Source organism: Dyella acidisoli, from assembly GCF_030160295.1.
Taxonomy (GTDB): Bacteria; Pseudomonadota; Gammaproteobacteria; order Xanthomonadales; family Rhodanobacteraceae; genus Dyella_B; species Dyella_B acidisoli.
The window spans coordinates 103,081-119,857 of sequence record NZ_BSOB01000018.1 but is presented as its reverse complement, the minus strand read 5'-3'; the positions used below and the strand labels follow the sequence as shown (position 1 = coordinate 119,857).

14 protein-coding genes are annotated in these 16,777 nt (G+C 62.4%); 7 read left to right on the top strand and 7 right to left on the bottom strand.

Annotation, left to right across the window (positions count from 1 at the left end; translation table 11 throughout):
* Positions 1-197: 197 nt before the first annotated feature.
* Both QQJ86_RS11710 and QQJ86_RS11705 read right to left on the bottom strand, forming a co-directional pair.
* Positions 198-1,223, bottom strand: coding sequence for a CDP-glycerol glycerophosphotransferase family protein (locus QQJ86_RS11710; protein ID WP_284321125.1), 1,026 nt, complete (start codon positions 1,221-1,223; stop codon positions 198-200).
* Between the two features lies 1 nt (position 1,224).
* Complete coding sequence (locus QQJ86_RS11705) at positions 1,225-2,043, bottom strand: glycosyltransferase family 2 protein (protein WP_284321124.1); 819 nt, start codon at positions 2,041-2,043, stop codon at positions 1,225-1,227.
* 226 nt (positions 2,044-2,269) lie between these two features.
* Between QQJ86_RS11705 and QQJ86_RS11700 the strand changes: the two genes are divergently transcribed.
* Genes QQJ86_RS11700 through QQJ86_RS11690 form a run of 3 tightly spaced genes read left to right on the top strand, consistent with a single transcriptional unit; the run spans position 2,270 to position 5,195 of the window.
* Complete coding sequence (locus tag QQJ86_RS11700; RefSeq protein ID WP_284321123.1) at positions 2,270-3,169, top strand: glycosyltransferase family 2 protein; 900 nt, start codon at positions 2,270-2,272, stop codon at positions 3,167-3,169.
* Entirely contained in the window at positions 3,166-4,368 is a 1,203-nt protein-coding gene (locus QQJ86_RS11695; RefSeq protein ID WP_284321122.1) for an O-antigen ligase family protein, read from the top strand. Before QQJ86_RS11700 ends, QQJ86_RS11695 begins: the two co-directional genes overlap by 4 nt.
* Positions 4,365-5,195: a glycosyltransferase family 2 protein gene (locus QQJ86_RS11690; protein WP_284321121.1), complete on the top strand. Its 831-nt coding sequence runs from the start codon at positions 4,365-4,367 to the stop codon at positions 5,193-5,195. Before QQJ86_RS11695 ends, QQJ86_RS11690 begins: the two co-directional genes overlap by 4 nt.
* An 18-nt stretch (positions 5,196-5,213) precedes the next feature.
* Here QQJ86_RS11690 and QQJ86_RS11685 read toward each other — a convergent pair whose 3' ends face one another.
* The 5 genes from QQJ86_RS11685 to def form a co-directional block, all read right to left on the bottom strand.
* Entirely contained in the window at positions 5,214-6,176 is a 963-nt protein-coding gene (locus tag QQJ86_RS11685; RefSeq protein WP_284321120.1) for a glycosyltransferase, read from the bottom strand.
* Positions 6,163-7,956 carry an ArnT family glycosyltransferase gene (locus QQJ86_RS11680; protein ID WP_284321119.1) on the bottom strand — a complete coding sequence of 598 codons (1,794 nt, stop codon included), beginning with the start codon at positions 7,954-7,956 and terminating at the stop codon, positions 6,163-6,165. Before QQJ86_RS11680 ends, QQJ86_RS11685 begins: the two co-directional genes overlap by 14 nt.
* A gap of 131 nt (positions 7,957-8,087) precedes the next feature.
* Positions 8,088-9,383: a 16S rRNA (cytosine(967)-C(5))-methyltransferase RsmB gene (gene rsmB / locus QQJ86_RS11675; protein ID WP_284321118.1), complete on the bottom strand. Its 1,296-nt coding sequence runs from the start codon at positions 9,381-9,383 to the stop codon at positions 8,088-8,090.
* Positions 9,380-10,312: a methionyl-tRNA formyltransferase gene (gene fmt / locus QQJ86_RS11670; protein ID WP_284321117.1), complete on the bottom strand. Its 933-nt coding sequence runs from the start codon at positions 10,310-10,312 to the stop codon at positions 9,380-9,382. The genes rsmB and fmt overlap by 4 nt, the downstream gene beginning before the upstream one ends.
* A complete protein-coding gene (gene def / locus QQJ86_RS11665) occupies positions 10,309-10,818 on the bottom strand; it encodes a peptide deformylase (RefSeq protein WP_284321116.1) in 510 nt (169 codons plus the stop codon). The genes fmt and def overlap by 4 nt, the downstream gene beginning before the upstream one ends.
* Before the next feature lie 189 nt (positions 10,819-11,007).
* On the opposite strand from def, the gene QQJ86_RS11660 reads away from it, so the two are divergent.
* The 4 genes from QQJ86_RS11660 (at position 11,008) to tsaC (ending at position 16,722) form a co-directional block, all read left to right on the top strand.
* On the top strand, positions 11,008-12,156 hold the full coding sequence (locus QQJ86_RS11660) for a LysM peptidoglycan-binding domain-containing protein (RefSeq protein WP_284321115.1): 1,149 nt from the start codon (positions 11,008-11,010) through the stop codon (positions 12,154-12,156).
* 83 nt (positions 12,157-12,239) lie between these two features.
* The gene (gene dprA, locus QQJ86_RS11655; protein ID WP_284321114.1) at positions 12,240-13,388 is read left to right on the top strand and encodes a DNA-processing protein DprA; all 1,149 of its coding nucleotides are present in this window, start codon (positions 12,240-12,242) and stop codon (positions 13,386-13,388) included.
* Positions 13,389-13,511: 123 nt separating this feature from the next.
* The gene (locus QQJ86_RS11650) at positions 13,512-15,983 is read left to right on the top strand and encodes a DNA topoisomerase I (protein ID WP_284321113.1); all 2,472 of its coding nucleotides are present in this window, start codon (positions 13,512-13,514) and stop codon (positions 15,981-15,983) included.
* 166 nt (positions 15,984-16,149) lie between these two features.
* Positions 16,150-16,722 carry an L-threonylcarbamoyladenylate synthase type 1 TsaC gene (gene tsaC, locus QQJ86_RS11645; RefSeq protein WP_284321112.1) on the top strand — a complete coding sequence of 191 codons (573 nt, stop codon included), beginning with the start codon at positions 16,150-16,152 and terminating at the stop codon, positions 16,720-16,722.
* Positions 16,723-16,777: the final 55 nt, after the last annotated feature.

Here is a 16,777-nt window from a genome sequence, read left to right as displayed (position 1 = left end):
TTTCTTGGAGTTGGCGGGATTCTAGCCGGTTCGGCTTTATCGGCCCTTATTCGTGTGTGCCACCGTTTGTCTTGGAGGTTGGTGGTGGGGTGAAGCAACCTCGCAATGAATCGAACCAACACCGCAAGCTCATGCAACCCCACCCCAGCCCTCCCCTGCCAAGCAGGGGAGGGGGGGCAGATATCGGCAAGCTGGAACTACGCCGGACCCCAATATCCGATGCGTTTGCGCAACTTCAGCTTACGCCACCAATTGCCCGGCTTCGGCTTGCGATTGCGCCCACCTGCGGCGATGAACGCATCGATCGCATCCAGCACGCGTTCGCTGGAGCGGCCATCGTGATAGGGATGAATCGCTTCGCCGAACTGTTTGATGGCCTGCATCAGTTCCGGTGGGCGCGATAGCGCACGCGTGACGGCCGGCTCGAATTGCAAGGGATCGTCGATATCGATCAGCTGCGGACCCGGCACGCGATTCTTGAACGTCACCACCGGCTTGCCGGTAAGCAGAAATTCGCTCAGCGCCGACGACGTATCCGAACACATCACGTCGACCTGCGGGAACAGCTCGAGGACGTTGTCGTTCTCGGCGAAAGTAAGGTGCTCGTTCTGCAGCGCCTTGTACTTGGCCACCGTGTCGGGACTCATCTTAGGATGGAAGGATACGATCCAGCGCCAGCGGCCATCGCGCGAAAGGCGCTTCACTTCCTCGTACAAGGTTTCCGCCGCGCTCCATGAAGGCGAGAAGGTGGAGTGATAGAGAATCACCGGCGGCGTGCGCACGGGCGGCAACGGTCCGGCGATCTCCTTCAAGAAGGGATCGAGCTTGGGCCAGCCGGTTTCGGTTACAGCGAAATGCCCGAGCTTTTGCGCCAACGCGCCGAATTGCGCGGTATCGCGCGGACCAGTGGTGCAATACAGATCGAAGAAGCCGCGGATATACACATGCCTCGGCTTGCCAGCGTTGAAGCCATGGAACACTTCCACCTTCACGCCTGGAAAGAAATGCGGCAGGTGATTACCGGGCGTGATCACCGCGATCGGCTTCCATTTGCGTACTTCCCGCACGCTGAGCAGGCGCTCGCCTTCGAGCAGATCCTCCGCACCAGGGCCGTCGAAGAACCACGCGGTTTCGTCACCGCGCGCGCGAATCGCTTCCTGCAGCGGGCGCAGGATGGCCAGCGCGTAGCGTTCCGATCCATAGAGCAGGTAGTGCTTGGGCATGTCAGTGATCCAGGCCGCTGCGCGTCAATGCAGCTGCAGCGGTATCGCGGGAAGCAGGGTTCAGGCGCATTTCGTAGTAACGCATGCGTTTATATGCGGCGTAGCTGGCAGCGGTCTGCGCGATCGCATAGCCGCGCCAGCCGTCGAGGAACCCCAGGCGCAGCACGTAATCCTTGAAGAACGCCAACGCAAACACAAACGGTGTCTGCCACATTCGCGCGGGCTTGTTCTTGTCCAGCCAGTCGCGGCACTTCAGCTCGGCATACAGCAGCACCTTGAGCTGCTTCTCCACCAGGCTGGGGTTGTTGTCGTGCAGGAATGGCGCGTGAAAGGTGACCGATGCGCCTTTGAATTGCAGCGATTCGTGCACGCGCACGTCGCTCCAGCGAGCGCGATCGCGGTGGTACAGGCGCGCCATCTTTTCGCCCACCGCCGGGCGGTACCAGCGCATCTGTTTGCCCATATAGATGAGGTGCCGGCGCAGGATCACCGCGGCCGTGTCGCTGGCCATCAATTCGGGTAGGCGCCGCTGCAGCTCCTCCGCCAGATCGGGCGTGAGGTATTCGTCCGCATCCAGCGCCAGAATCCACGGATGGCTGCATTGTGTGGCGGCGAAGTTGCGTTGCGGGCCGAAGCCCAGCCAATCCTGATGCGCCACGCGCGCGCCATGGGCGCGGGCAATCGCCACGGTGTCGTCGGTGCTGCCGCTATCCACCACCAACTTTTCGGCGGCGAAGGGCACGCTGTCCAGGCAGCGCGCGATTTTTTGCGACTCGTTGCGGGTGATCACAACGAGCGTGAGCGGTAGAGGAGAAGCCATCGGCGCATTCTAGCGGGCATCCGCAGGGATCAGAGCAAGGACGTGCGCGGGATCACGGCCTGCGACTTTCAAACGTTCCGGACACATTCCGTTCCGGTGTGGCCGGGTACGTTAAGATGCGCGCCACCCCACCGGCAGTCCAAATCTGGCCTGCCGTGCACTCGAAACTTGCCGGTCTGCATGGCGAAATGATGCATCGGCGTTATTTGGAAACCCCTGGATCGTCATGCCCAAATCAGCCGTGGCCAGCGTTACCGTCATGGTCTCCACCTATAACTGGAAGGAGGCGCTGGCCCTCTCGCTGCGCAGCTTGGCCGGGCAAAGCCGCCTGCCGGATGAAGTGATCGTCGCCGACGACGGCTCGCGTGAAGACACCACCGAGCTGCTGCGCGAGATCGCCAAGACGTTCCCCGTGCCGCTGAAGCATGTATGGCAGGAAGATGAAGGTTTTCGCAAAGCGCGCATTCTCAATCGCGCCATCGCCGCCGCGCGCAGTGAGTACATCATCCAGCTCGACGGCGACATGCTGGCGCACCCGCATTTTGTGGAAGATCACCTGAGCCTGGCCCAGCGGGGGCGGTTCCTGCAGGGCACGCGCATTCGCACCACGGTGGCGGAAACGTCGCGCCTGCTCAATGGCGGTAAACCACAATTCGGCTGGTTCGTTGATGCGTATTATCGCGACGAGAAAGACCGCGGCACCTGGCACTTCGGCCGTCGTCACCACACCTTGCGGTTGCCGTGGCTGGCGAAGATCAAGTCGCGTTCCACCGGCCATCCGATGGGATGCAACGTGAGCTTCTGGCGCGAGGACCTGGTGCGGGTCAACGGTTACGACGAGCGTATGCACGGTTACGGCAGCGAGGATCTGGAGATCGACATCCGCTTGCGCAACGCGGGGCTGCGTCGTTCGCAGATCAAGTTCGCCGCACTGGCGCTGCATCTGGAGCACAAATCCGTGTCGTCGCAGGATCCGGCCGATCCCGAATTACCCAATAACAAGCTTTTGTTCGCAAGCAAGGAACAGCATCTCGTGCGCAGTGAGTTAGGTCTGGATGCTCATCTGGCGGATTTCGTGCAATCGCCCGCCATCGATCTGCGCGCGCCGCGGAGCCAGCACGCATGACGGCACCGCTGCGCAACTCGGTGTGGCTGGAAGCATGGACGGAACAGCGCGATACCACCACCACCGGATGGATCCGGCGTCTGCTGATCGTAGGCATGGCGTGGCTGATCATAGGCATGGCGGTGATGCCCGGCGGTGTTTCCTACAATCCCAGCAAGGCGTACCAGACCGTGCTGGCGCTGACGATGTGGTTGCCGGCGATCGTGCTGATTGCCATGCACCCGCGGCGCCTGCTCGAATTCTGCAGGCTGCCGTTGATGCCATGGGTCATCGCATTGCTGGCCTGGGGCTGGATCTCGCTGTCATGGAGTCATGCGCCGCATCGCGGTGATGAAGCTGCGCGCAACCTCAGCGTGCTGCTGTTCCTGATCGCAAGCCAATGGGTGTTCGGTGACAACGAACCACGCACGCGATGGTTGTTGGTCGGCTGCAGCTTTGTGCTGGCGGCGGCGGCGGTGCTCAATATGGTGGATTTTGCGCTGCATCCGCCCACCGACGGACGTCTGACCGGCATTGGCGTGATGGCCAATCCCAATCTTGCGGCGGCGGGCATGGGCGCGGCGCTGATCTGGCTGTGGCCGTGGCGGTTCGAGGGCTGGAGCTGGATCGTCGCCAAGTGGATGGCGATCAGCATGCTGGCTCTGTTCGTGCTGCTCACCTTCACGCGCAGCGCGTGGGCAGCGCTGTTCGTGGCGCTAGTGGCGATGATCCTGTGCCGAGGCGACCGGCGTGCCTGGCTGTATGCCGGCGCGATCTGCCTGCTGGGCGCGCTCGGTGTGGGGCTGGGTTACGAGGTTTTGATGGAACGCGGCTGGTCGCTGCGGCCGCAGATCTTCGCCAAGTCGCTGGAGCTGTTCCTGCAGCATCCGTTGCTTGGATTGGGGCAGGGTACTTCGTTCGCCATCCAAGCCGGCGACGAAACGCTCGACCATGCGCACAACATGTTCGCGCAGCTCGCGATCGAAATGGGCTTGCCCGCGGTACTGCTGTGGGCGGGCATCTGGCTGGTGTTGGGTTGGCGCGCTTGGCGCGCCCGGTACGAAACGCTCGGTTTGGCTGTGTTCGGCCTGTGGGTGTTCGGCACGGTCGCGGTGGAATTCGATCTCCCGCATTTGCTCGACAGCCCGCGGCCCGGCTGGTTGATCACGTGGCTGCCGTTGGCGCTCAGCACCATGTTGGGCCGGCAACGCAAGGTATGAAGGTCTCGCTGATCATCATCACCTACAACTGGCCGACAGCTTTGGTGCGCGTGCTGGAAAGCGTCGCTGCGCAAACGCGTTTGCCGGATGAGGTGCTGATTGCCGATGACGGATCTGGCCCGGATACCGCGGCCGTGATCGCCAAGGCGCGCGAGCGTTTTCCGGTGCCTTTGAAGCACATCTGGCAGGAAGATCTGGGGTTCCGTGCCGCGCGTGCGCGCAACCGTGGCATCGCGGCGAGCAAAGGCGATTACATCGTGTTGCTCGACGGTGACATGCTGATCCACCCGTACTTCATCGCCGATCATCTGATGCTGGCCGAGCAGGGCTATTTCCTGCAAGGTGGGCGGCTGAAGGCCAACTATGAAGAAAGCCAGCGTTTGCTGGCAGGCAGCAAGCCCGTGTATGCGCCGTGGGTGAAAGCCAACTTCCACGAATTCGACGGCACCAAGCGGCTTTACGCCTTCCGTGCGCCGGTTCTCGCGCGGCGAAAAGCGCGTTCGCGCAGCGGCGGTCGCGTGATGAGTTGCAACATGAGTTTCTGGCGCGAAGATCTGCTGCGTGTCAACGGTTTCGACGAACGCATGGAAGGTTATGGCGCAGAAGATCGTGAGCTGGTGGTGCGACTAGAAAATGCCGGATTGCGGCGTCGCGCGTTGAAGTGGTGCGCGCTGGCGATGCATCTGGAGCACCGAACGCGTGCACAGGACGACGTGAACGATCTGAGTCTGCCCAACAACAAGCTGTTGCAGGCAAGTATCGAGCAGCGTCTTGTGCGCTGCGAATTAGGTATCGACCGGCATTTGGCGGAATTTGCCGAGAGCTGACGTAGTTTGCAGCCCAACCTACGGATGTAGCGCGCTGAGCAAGCGCAGAGAGAAGCCGGCGTGGTTGTTTTCATACCATGCCCGTGCGGCTTCACCTATGTGCTCGATCGTCGCTGCTTCCATACCCAGGCAGCGCTCGATCGCCGTCTCCATCGCCGCTTCTGCAAAGCCGTAACAGGTCGCCAGATCCTGTGTCCCGATCGCTTGCGCAGGCACAAGCACGCCACGTTCGGGCGTCACCAGCTCATTCATCGGCTCGGCATCGAGTGTTACCACCACGGCGCGGCAGCTCATGGCTTCGACGAGATAATGGCCGAACCCTTCGGTTTGCGAGGGGCAGAGGTGAAAGCGATGTTCGTTCTGCAAACGGCGGTAATCAGCATCGCTCAGATGGTCACGGATCAGCGTGACATTCGCAGGTAGCGCTTCGATCTCCACGCGCTTGCGCCGCCACGCCACGGTGAGCATCGGCCATTCTGGATGCTTGCGCCATAACGCCAGCAAAGCTTGCGTGCCCTTGTTGCCGCTGCGTCCAGGCCCGTGGAAGAACGCCTGCTTGCGCTCAACGCCCGCGTCGTAACGATCAGCGCTGGTGAAGCCGATATAGCGCGTGGTTGCGCCAAGTGTCTGGAACAATCGTTCCGCATGCCGCGTCTTCACCCACACCACATCCATCAGCGGCAGTGCCGCTTTGTCTTGCGGCCGGAAATATTCCGGATTTGGAATCAGCACGTTGCGTTTTGCGGCACGCATAAATTCCGGACGGATGCGTTCCAGCATCACATTCACGTCGAAGGCGGGCGATTGGCGGGCGAGCTTGATGCGCGTCAGCCATTCCGCAAAACGGCCACGATGCGGCAGGCCGGTGATTTGCGTGGAGCATCCTGCGCGTTGCAGCGCATCGGCCAACAGCGGGAGATCGCGGCTGAGGCCGGCGTTGTTGTCGCGCGCAATCAGTTGGCAACGATCACGATGCGGCATCTTCCGGCTCCGGCACTTCGTCTGAATTCTTCGGCACGCAGCCGGGTACAACAGCATCGGCCTTAAATAGCCACCAGTCGCGCCGATTCGCGTGGCCGACGTCGATGGCCTTGCTGCGATCCACGCAGTTACCCATCGCCGGCTCTTGCACGAACAGCCAGCGCGTGGCCGGCGAGGTCGACTGCCATTGCACACCGCGCGTGAATTGCTGCGAGGTGGGTGCGCTGAAACCGAAATCCATGGCATGGCGGTCGAGCATCAGCATGTTCTGTTCTTTCCAGTCGATGAGGCCGATTTCATCTTGAGTGCCGAGATGTGCAGCGACGCGATTCATCAATCCCGCGGACGAACTGCTGTCGTTGAGCAGCGGATACGCCCACACGCCCCACACGATCCACAATGCAAGCATGCCGCCCGCGATGGCGTAGTGCACGCGACGCAGGCGGAAGATTGCCAGCGCCAGCCACTGCGCAGCGCCGATGATGATGCACATCCACCACAGGCTATCGGCCGGACCTTCGAAGCCGCGATCGTAGGCCAGCTTGGTGGCGAAGGCCGGATGTGCGCTGAGTGCATAAACGCCAAGCCCCAGCATGCATCCGCCTATCAACAGCAGGAAGATCGCGCCGAGTGTGCGCAACCAACGCTTGGCGAGCATCTCTTCGAGATACGGCGCAGTAATCAGTGCAAGCATCGGCACGATCGGCAGAATGTACACGTCGCGCTTGCCGCCCGATGCGCTGAAGAACAGGAGCACCAGCACGATCCAGCCAAGCGGTAGCAACACGCGAGCATCTTTGGCCTTGAGTGACTGCCACCAGCGCGGCAAGGTGCCGGGATAGGTGAGCGACAGCGGCAGCCAGTTGTAGATCATCAACGGCAAATAGAAGAGTGGTCCATGGATGTGATGCCAGGCGTTCGCGTAACGATGTGCGGTTTGCTTGAGCAGGATGTTGCCGACGTACGCCGTATAGGTGGGATCGCCAGTGTGAGCGCGTGCGGCGAGCAACATCGGGATCAGCCAGAGGGCGATGGCTGCAAGCGTGGCAATCAATCCCAGCGACCAGCGCCACCATGCGCCGTTATCGATGGTGGCAATGCTGTTCCAGCGGCGAATGGCTGCCCACGCGTAAGGCAGCAGCATGAGCAGGGCAAGAAAGCCCACGCCCTTGGTGATCACGCCCAGGCCGGCGCAAAAGCAGCCAAACCAGTACAGCCGCCAGTTCGGTCCACACAGCAGATGGCGCAGCAAACCCCAGTTGGCCGCGGTGATGAAGAACACCACCAGCGGATCGATCTGCGCGCGTTTGGCCTGAAACACGAACTGGATACACATCAGTGCACCGATGGCTGCGTATCGGCCGATCTTGCGGTTCCACAATCGCGCGCCCAGATCGTAGATCAGCCACAGCGTCCCCAGCGCGGCGAGGAACGAGGGCAGCATGAAAGCAATGCGCCAGTTGCGTACCAGCTCGAAGCTGGCCGCTTCCAGCCACATCAGCATGGGTGGCTTGTCCGCATACAACTCCACGCCGCGATGTGGGAACAACCAGTCGCCGCTTTCCACCATCTGTTTAGCGGCGAGCGTGTAGCGTGGTTCGTCGGATGGCCAGGGATTGCGCAGGCCGATGCCGATGCCGAGGATCAGGATGGCGAAGATGGCGAGGAGCCAAAAGTTTCGGCGTTCTGAAATCTGCTCCCTCTCCCCTCCGGGGAGAACATCCTTATCTTTCCCTTTCCCCAAGGAGAAAAGGGTGGGGCGAGGGGGCGCGCTTGCCATAGATCCCATGATTTCCGCAGTGCTTTAGAAAGACTTAGTGAGAACTCGATGGAAGTTCGCCGCAAGATTGGCCCCTCACCCCAACCCTCTCTCCGGAGGGGAGCGGGAGGAACGACTCGCGAGGGTGAAGGTCAGCGGCGTTCAAGCACGGCATAGTACATGCCGTCGAGATCATCATTGCCGGGCAGGATTTGCCAGCCGACGGTGGCAGCTTGCCCCGCCGGCAGTTGCACGGCGATGACGCGCGCATCGTTTTGTGCCGACAGGAAGTGCTCGATGACCGCCTCGTTTTCGGCACGCAGCAGCGAGCACGTCACATAGACAAGACGCCCGCCTGGTGCGAGCAGCGGCCATAGCGCGTCCAGGATGCGCCGCTGCTGCGCGACCAGCGCATCGATGTCGCTGGCGCGGCGGTGTAACCGTACATCCGGGCGACGGCGCAGCACGCCGGTGGCGGAGCAGGGCGCGTCGATCAGAATGCGATCAAAGGGCTTGCCGTCCCACCACGTGGAAGGATCGCCGGCATCGCCGATGTGCAGATCCGCCTGCAAACCAAGCCGCTCCAAGTTCTGGCGAATGCGCGCGGCGCGCGCGTCATCAAACTCCACCGCAGTAAGCGCAACATCCGCGCGCTCCAGCACATGACAAGCTTTGCCACCCGGCGCGGCGCAGGCATCCAGCACGCGCTGCTTATCGCGCAGGTCGAGCAGATCTGCCGAAATTTGCGCGGCGCCATCCTGCACGGCGAACAGGCCCTGTGTGAAACCCGGCATGCGGGTGACGTCACTGCTGTGCGGCAGCACGATGCCGTCACTGAGCCAGGGATGTGCATCGACGGTGTAGCCGCCGGCGCGAAGCTGTTCGACCAGCGCATCGCGCGATACGCGTCGACGGTTCGCGCGCAGCATCAGTGGGGGTTCGCGATTGCTGTCGGCAAGCACGGCATCGGCTTGCGCGGGCCAATCAGATGCGATGGCTTTCGCCAGCCATGGTGGCATCGCGTAGCGGGACTGCGCATGTGCATCCAATTCGGTGATAAGCGTGGTGCGTTCGCGCTGCCAGCGGCGCAATACGGCGTTCACCAATCCGGACAGGCGTGGACGATTCAAGGCGCGCACGGCTTCCACCGTGGCGGCCACAGCGGCGTAGTCCCGCAATTCCAGAATTTCCAACTGCACCAGACCCAGCACCAGCAGCGCGTGTACGTCCGGTTCTTTGCGGCGCAGTGGCTTGTCGAGCAAGTGGTCGAGTGCGGCGTCGAAGCGAAGCCACCAGCGCGCACCGTCGTTCAACAGTGCTGTTAGCAAGGCACGGTCGCGCGGATCGCGCAGTTTCGGCGCGCGCTGATCCAAGGCCTCGCGCAGCGATACGCCACGCAGCGCGATATCCGCCAGCGCCTGCGCGGCGAGAGCACGCGTATCGTTCATCGCGCGCTGCGCAGTTCGGGGCGGGCGTTGAGATAGTCGGCTGCAGTAATGCGCTTGCCGCCGGCGCGCTGCAGAGAAGTGATGCGCAGCACGTCTTCACCACAGGCGATATCGATGCCATCGCGCTGCGCAGCCATCACCTTGCCTGGTGTTGCATTGTGATGCTGATCAATGGCGTGCGCGGCCCAGATGCGCACGTTTTCGCCGGCAATGTCGCCCTCGGCTACTGGCCAGGGATCGAAGGCGCGCACTTGGCGTTCGAGCGCCATGGCAGCGCGCGAAAAATCGAGGCGCGCTTCGGCTTTTTCCAGCTTGTGTGCATACACCACACCGTGTTCGGACTGCGGTGTGGCGTTGAGGGTTTCACCCGCGAGCGTGCGCCGTAAACCCTCGGCGAGCACATCGGCGCCGAGCAAAGAAAGACGGTCGTGCAGCGAGCCGCCCGTATCTTCGCGCGTGATCGGCGTGCGGCGTTCGAGCAACACGGGGCCGGTATCGAGGCCTGCTTCCATTTGCATCAGATCGACACCGCTTTCTGTATCACCCGCGAGAATCGCCCTTTGAATGGGAGCAGCACCGCGCCAGCGCGGCAGCAGGCTTGCATGCACGTTCCAACAGCCGAGTGACGGAATGGCCAGCACTTTGCGCGAAAGAATCAAACCGTACGCGACCACCACCATCAGATCGGGCCGATACGCTTCCAGCGTGGCGCGTGCTTCGGCGGTCTTCAGCGTTTCAGGTTGTTCGACCGGAATATCAGCAGCCAGCGCCGCCTGCTTCACCGGACTGGGCGTGAGCTTGCGTCCGCGCCCGGCGGGCCGATCGGGTTGCGTATAGACAGCCACGACCTGCGCACCACTGGTGCGGCAGGCTTCAAGGCAGGGGACGGAAAATTCCGGGGTTCCGGCAAAAACGATCCGCAAACTCACGCGCTCGCAGCCTGCTTGCGCTGTTTCTCCATGCGCTTGAGCAGGATCGAGCGCTTCAGCGGTGACAGGTAATCGACGAACACTTTGCCAGCCAGATGATCCATCTCATGTTGGATGCACACGGCCAGCGGGCCTTCCACTTCGAGTTCAATGGTTTTGCCTTCGACGTCCTGCGCGCGCACTTTCACCTTCAATGCGCGGGTGACGTCGGCAAAGATGCCGGGAAAGGACAGGCAGCCTTCCTGATACACCTGCGAGCCTTCCTTTTCCAGGATCTCCGGGTTGATCAGGGCCAGCGGCTGGTTGCTCTCCTCGCTCATGTCCGCTACCAGTACGCGCTTGTGCACGTTCACTTGGGTGGCGGCCAGGCCTACGCCGTTGGCGGCGTACATCGTCTCGAACATGTCATCGACGAACTGCTTCAATGCGGCGTCGAACTCGGTCACCGGTGCGGCCTTGGTGCGCAGGCGCGGGTCAGGGAACTCAAGAATGGTCAGGACAGACATGGATAGGTACCTCGGACGCCGGAAATGCGGGCGAATTGGTAAAAAGCCACCCCGGCCGCGGTCTAGAATATGGGTATTGTACGTGCTTCAACGTGCTGTCGGCGCACGAATTTGCCAACTAACACGTGTTGCTTGGGTTAACGGTTCGGCTACACTCGCCCGAGCGCAGGGGGAGGGGGAATCCCGTTTATGATCAGAAAGTCCATCGGGCTGCTGGCCGGTATGCTGGTCACCGTGGCCGTCTATGCGGCCGGAGCACAGCTTCGCACCGACCACCCTGATAACTACACCGTGCGTCGCGGCGATACGCTGTGGAGCATCTCCGCACGTTTCCTGTCCAAGCCCTGGCTTTGGCCGGAAATCTGGCAGGCCAACCCGCAGGTGCGCAATCCACACCTGATCTATCCGGGCGACGTGCTGGATCTGTCCTTCGTCAATGGCGGCCCATCGCTGCGTCTGGAGCCAACCGCGCATCGCGAAGGCGAAGCCATTCCGGCGGTGCCGCTCGATAAGCTCAAGCCATTCCTGAAAGACACCCGCGTAGTCGATCCGGACGAGGTCAAGCATGCGCCGTACGTGATGGGCTTCGAAGAAGCCGGGCTCACCGGTACGCCGGGTCGCAACATCTATGTGCGTAACCTCAATGCGCAACCTGGCCAGCGCTGGGCGATCGTGCGTCCCACCCACGTGTTCCGCACTTACGGCGGCGACGAATCCCAGCAAAGCGATGAAATGGCGGCCAACGTAGCCGATTCCGATGTCGCCACCCAGGAGACGCCATGGAACGAGGAATGGGCTACCGATCTCGGCAATGTCACGCCCAACCATACGTTCCGCGGCAAGACGCTGGCGATGGAAGTCGCCGTGATCGGCGAGGCTGAAGTGCTGCGCGGCGGTGATCCGTCCACGCTGCTGCTGCTGAACTCGCTCATGGAAATCCGCGCTGGCGATCGCCTGATGCCGATCGACGACAATCCCTACGATCCGTTCTACTACCCGCATCCGCCCAAGAGCCTGCCGGACAACGGCCGCGTGATTGCCTACGCGCAGGAGCGTCTGAATCAGGTGGGTCCGTACGATGTGGTGGTGCTGTCCGTGGGTTCGAAGGACGGTGTCGACAACGGCACGACCTTCTCGTTGTGGCAGCCGGGCGAGAAAGTACCTGATGACGTAGCTCACAGCAGTTGGACTCGCTACGACCACAAGTTCGTGAAGCTGCCCGACGAGTACGTCGGTCATGTGATGATCTTCCGCACCTTCGATCGCGTGAGCTATGGCCTGGTGATGGACGGCCTGAAGCCGGTGCAGAAGGGCGCACGGATCAGGACACCGGAATAAAGCCAGCATTTCCGATAAAAGCTCACACGACGGCGCGGTCAATCCGCGCCGTCGTCGTTTCCGGGCTCGCGTAGACTCGCGCCATGAATGAGCAAGCGGAACTGCGCGACTGGTTGATTGCCTTGCGCACGCCAGGATTGGGGCCGGGCGGGCTGCGTGAGCGCCTGGCAGCTAAGGACGGATGCATCGGCAAGGTGGTACAAGAACTTCGGCGCCGGACCTCCATGCTGGATGTCGAAGCACAGGCGTGGCTGGAGCAACCCGATGAAGCGCGCATCGCTGCTGATCTTGCTTGGCTGAGCAAACCGGGACATCGGTTGCTGCGCTATACCGAGGCGGATTTCCCACCGCAGCTGGAAACCATCCCACAGCCGCCTGTTGCGCTGTTCGCGGCCGGTGATGCCAGCCTGCTGCTACGCCCTCAGGTGGCGATTGTGGGCGCGCGTAGCGCCAGCGTGGCGGGTAAGAACACCGCACGCGCCTTCGCACGCTACCTGGCGTTGGCCGGGTTCGTGGTTACCAGCGGCTTGGCCGACGGCATCGATGGCGCGGCGCACGAAGCGGCGCTGGAGGCTGACCAACCCACCATCGCCGTGATCGGCACCGGGCCGGACCTGGTCTATCCGCGCAAGCATCGCGAGCTGTCTGCGCGCGTTACGGCGCAGGGCGTGCTAGTTAGCGAGTTTCCGCCGGGTACGGCGGCACGGGCCGATCACTTTCCGCGGCGCAACCGCATCATCGCGGGGCTCTCGCTGGGTACGCTGGTGATCGAGGCGGGGCTGCAGTCGGGTTCGCTGATCACTGCGCGGCTGGCTGGGGAGCAGGGCCGGGAGGTATTCGCCGTGCCCGGTTCCATCCATAATCCTCTCGCCCGCGGCTGCCACCGCCTGATCCGGGATGGTGTGCGGCTGGTCGAGAGCGCTTCGGAAGTCGCTGAAACCCTGGTTCCTGCTGCGCGGGCGCTTGGGGCCGAATTGGCCCTGCGCCTGGAGTGGTCGCCTGCCGAAGCATCTACCGAACGCGCTCGACCGGCGTCTGGCGTCTGGCGTGACGATCCGCAATACCAGCGGTTAATGGACGTGCTCGGGTACGATCCCATCGCTCTGGATGAGCTTTCGGCGCGCACCGGGCAAGGCGCCGCCGAGCTGTCTTCCATGCTGCTGATGCTTGAGCTGGAGGGTTGCGTGGAGGGGTTGCCGGGAGGGCGGTACCAGCGGTTGCCGGGCGTCTGAAAGGCGCGCTAGACCTCGATTTCACGCGCGCCAGCTTGACAGCCGTTAAGCCGGCGTGCTTCCAACTATAAAAGGGCGGCCATTCAGGATGGCCGCGTATGGACTTCCGGAACCCCAAGCCACATGGCAAAGAACCTGCTCATCGTCGAGTCGCCGGCCAAGGCCAAGACGATCAACAAATACCTCGGCAAGGACTTCCAGGTCCTGGCCTCCTACGGCCATGTGCGCGATCTGCTGCCCAAAGAGGGCGCGGTCGATACCGAGCACGACTTCGCCATGAAGTACGAGGTGATCGAGCGCAACGAGAAACACGTTGATGCCATCGCCAAAGCTGCCAAGGCCGCCGACGACATTTATCTGGCGACCGACTTGGATCGCGAAGGGGAGGCGATCAGCTGGCACATCAGCGAGATCCTCAAGGAGCGCGGCCTCACCGACGGCAAGAAGTTGCATCGCGTGGTGTTCTCCGAAATCACGCCGCGCGCGATCAAGGCCGCGGTAGCCGAGCCGCGCGAGCTCTCGCTCGAGATGGTGGATGCGCAGCAGGCACGCCGAGCACTGGATTACCTGGTGGGCTTCAATCTGTCGCCGGTGCTGTGGCGCAAGGTGCAGCGCGGCTTGTCCGCTGGCCGCGTACAGAGCCCGGCGCTGCGCATGATCGTGGAGCGCGAAGAAGAAATCGAAGCCTTCGTGGCGCGCGAGTACTGGACCATCGAAGCCCAGCTCAAGCACGCCGACGGCGACTTCAGCGCGCGCCTCACCAAGCTGCACGGCAAGAAGTTCGAACAGTTCGACCTCACCAATGAGGCCGATGCGATGGCCGCGCGCGCGGCGCTGAAGGAAGCCGCGCGCGGCCACCTTACCGTCAGCGAGGTTGGCAGCAAGGAACGCAAGCGCCGCCCGGCGCCGCCGTTCACTACTTCCACACTGCAGCAGGAAGCCGCGCGCAAGCTTGGCTTCGGCACCACCCGCACGATGAAGATCGCGCAGGGCCTGTACGAAGGCGTAAGCCTGGGCAGCGAAGGCAACGTCGGTCTGATCACCTACATGCGTACCGACTCTACGGCGCTGTCCGGTGAAGCGGTGGGCGAACTGCGTCAGCTGATCGCGCGTGACTTCGGCAGCAAGGCCGTGCCCGATCACCCGCAGGTGTACCGCACCAAGTCGAAGAACGCTCAGGAAGCGCACGAGGCGATCCGTCCGACCTCCGCGATGCGCACGCCGCGCGAAGTTGCAGCGTTCCTCAACGACGATCAGCGCAAGCTCTACGAACTGATCTGGAAGCGCACTGTGGCCTGCCAGATGATCCACGCCACCTTGAACACGGTGTCGGCGGATTTCGATGTCAAGCACGTCAAGGGCGGCGACGCTGCGTTCCGCGCGACGGGCACTACGGTGATCGATCCAGGCTTCCTGGCGGTGTACGAAGAGGGGCGCGACCAACGCACGGCCGAGGATGACGATGAAGGCCGCCGCCTGCCAAGGCTCACCAAAGGCGAGCAGGTGCCGCTGCAAGACATCCTTGCCGACCAGCACTTCACCGAGCCGCCGCCGCGCTATTCCGAAGCGAGCCTGGTGAAGGCGCTGGAGGAATACGGCATCGGCCGTCCGTCCACCTACGCTAGCATCATCCAGGTGTTGCAGAACCGCGAATACGTATTTCTGGACAACCGCCGCTTCCGTCCCACCGATGTGGGCCGTGCGGTGAGCAAATTCCTCACCCAGCATTTCACGCAATACGTCGATTACGACTTCACCGCTCGGCTCGAAGACGAACTCGACGCAGTAAGCCGCGGCGAAGAAGCCTGGGTGCCGCTGATGAGGCGCTTCTGGGAGCCGTTCAAGCAGCAGGTGGAAGAAAAAACCGAATCGGTCGACCGCAGCGAAGCCACCGGCGCGCGTGAACTCGGTATTGATCCAAAGAGCAACAAGCCGGTATCCGTGCGTTTGGGTCGCTACGGACCGTACGCGCAGATCGGCGACAAGGACACGGACGAAAAACTTCAGTTCGCCTCGCTGCGCCCCGGTCAGAGCATGCACACCATCACGCTGGAAGACGCGCTGGAACTATTCAAGCTTCCACGCAAGCTCGGGCATGCCGAAAACGGCGACGAGGTCAGCGTGGGCGTCGGTCGCTTTGGGCCATTCGTAAAGCAGGGCAGCACCTATGCCTCGCTCAAGGCGGAAGATGATCCCTACACCATCGAGCTGCCGCGCGCGCTGCAGATCGTGCAGGAAAAACTCGAGCTACTTGCCAACCGCGTCATCCAGGATTTCGGCAACGGCGTGCAAGTGCTCAACGGCCGTTACGGTCCCTACATCACCGACGGCAACAAGAACGCACGGATTCCCAAGGACCAGGATCCAAAGACCCTGACCGAAACGCAGTGCCTGGAATTGCTGGCCGCGGCTCCGGTGAAGAAGGGGCGCTTTGGCAAAAAAACGGCCACGAAGAAAGCTGCACCGGCTACGAAGAAGGCTGCGGCCAAGAAGACGGCAACCAAAAAGGCGGCTGCGAAGAAAACCGCTACCAAGAAAACAGCCGCCAAAAAGACAACAGCCAAGAAAGCGGCGAGTAAGAAGGCTGAGGCCTAAACCTCGCGTGATCTGTTCCCTCTCCCCCTTGGGGAGAGGGTTGGGGTGAGGGGCCGACCTCGCACCATAGCTGGCAGCAGTGTGTTTTGGTTTCAAACGAAGTCCGAGGCAAGTCTTGACCCCTCACCTCGGTCCTCTCCCCGGAGGGGAGAGGAAGCAAAGCCGCATGCCCAAGCACTACACCCTCACCCAACTCCAAGACGCTGCTGCCGCCCTGCGCGCAGGCAGCGTCATCGCCTATCCCACCGAAGCCGTCTTCGGCCTCGGCTGCGATCCGCACAATCGCGCCGCTTTCGAGCGCATCTTCGAACTGAAGCAGCGCCCGGCTACACAAGGCGTGCTGCTGATCGCCGCCGACTTCGCACAGATCACCCACTACGTGGACTTGGCCAAAGTCCCTGCGGGCGTGCTGGCGCAAGTGCGGGCGAGCTGGCCGGGGCCGTTTACCTGGGTGTTCCCGCGTAGCGCTGAGGTACCGGAATGGGTGGCTGGCGCGCATGAGGGCATTGCCCTGCGGGTCACCGCACATGAGCCAGCCGCCGCGCTGTGTCGCGCCTTCGGTGGTGCCTTGGTGTCCACCAGCGCCAACCCTCATGGCCACCCTCCTGCGCGTGATCTGGCCACGCTCGATACCTATTTCGGAGACGCGCTGGATGGCGTGGTCGATGCCCCATTGGGCGGCGCGGCCCAGCCCACCACCATCCGGGACGCATTGACAGGCGCTATCATTCGAACCTGAATCCCGCAGAACGAGGCTGCGGCGCGGTGGGCGCCGATTCAGCCGTCTGCGTGAG

Excerpts from the sequence above, each read along its gene's own strand:
- QQJ86_RS11710 (WP_284321125.1), bottom strand. The coding sequence starts at position 1,223 with ATGCCCAAGCACTACCTGCTCTATGGATCGGAACGCTACGCGCTGGCC.
- QQJ86_RS11705 (WP_284321124.1), bottom strand. The coding sequence starts at position 2,043 with ATGGCTTCTCCTCTACCGCTCACGCTCGTTGTGATCACCCGCAACGAG.
- QQJ86_RS11700 (WP_284321123.1), top strand. The coding sequence starts at position 2,270 with ATGCCCAAATCAGCCGTGGCCAGCGTTACCGTCATGGTCTCCACCTAT.
- QQJ86_RS11695 (WP_284321122.1), top strand. The coding sequence starts at position 3,166 with ATGACGGCACCGCTGCGCAACTCGGTGTGGCTGGAAGCATGGACGGAA.
- QQJ86_RS11690 (WP_284321121.1), top strand. The coding sequence starts at position 4,365 with ATGAAGGTCTCGCTGATCATCATCACCTACAACTGGCCGACAGCTTTG.
- QQJ86_RS11685 (WP_284321120.1), bottom strand. The coding sequence starts at position 6,176 with ATGCCGCATCGTGATCGTTGCCAACTGATTGCGCGCGACAACAACGCC.
- QQJ86_RS11680 (WP_284321119.1), bottom strand. The coding sequence starts at position 7,956 with ATGGCAAGCGCGCCCCCTCGCCCCACCCTTTTCTCCTTGGGGAAAGGG.
- rsmB (WP_284321118.1), bottom strand. The coding sequence starts at position 9,383 with ATGAACGATACGCGTGCTCTCGCCGCGCAGGCGCTGGCGGATATCGCG.
- def (WP_284321116.1), bottom strand. The coding sequence starts at position 10,818 with ATGTCTGTCCTGACCATTCTTGAGTTCCCTGACCCGCGCCTGCGCACC.
- QQJ86_RS11660 (WP_284321115.1), top strand. The coding sequence starts at position 11,008 with ATGATCAGAAAGTCCATCGGGCTGCTGGCCGGTATGCTGGTCACCGTG.
- dprA (WP_284321114.1), top strand. The coding sequence starts at position 12,240 with ATGAATGAGCAAGCGGAACTGCGCGACTGGTTGATTGCCTTGCGCACG.
- QQJ86_RS11650 (WP_284321113.1), top strand. The coding sequence starts at position 13,512 with ATGGCAAAGAACCTGCTCATCGTCGAGTCGCCGGCCAAGGCCAAGACG.
- tsaC (WP_284321112.1), top strand. The coding sequence starts at position 16,150 with ATGCCCAAGCACTACACCCTCACCCAACTCCAAGACGCTGCTGCCGCC.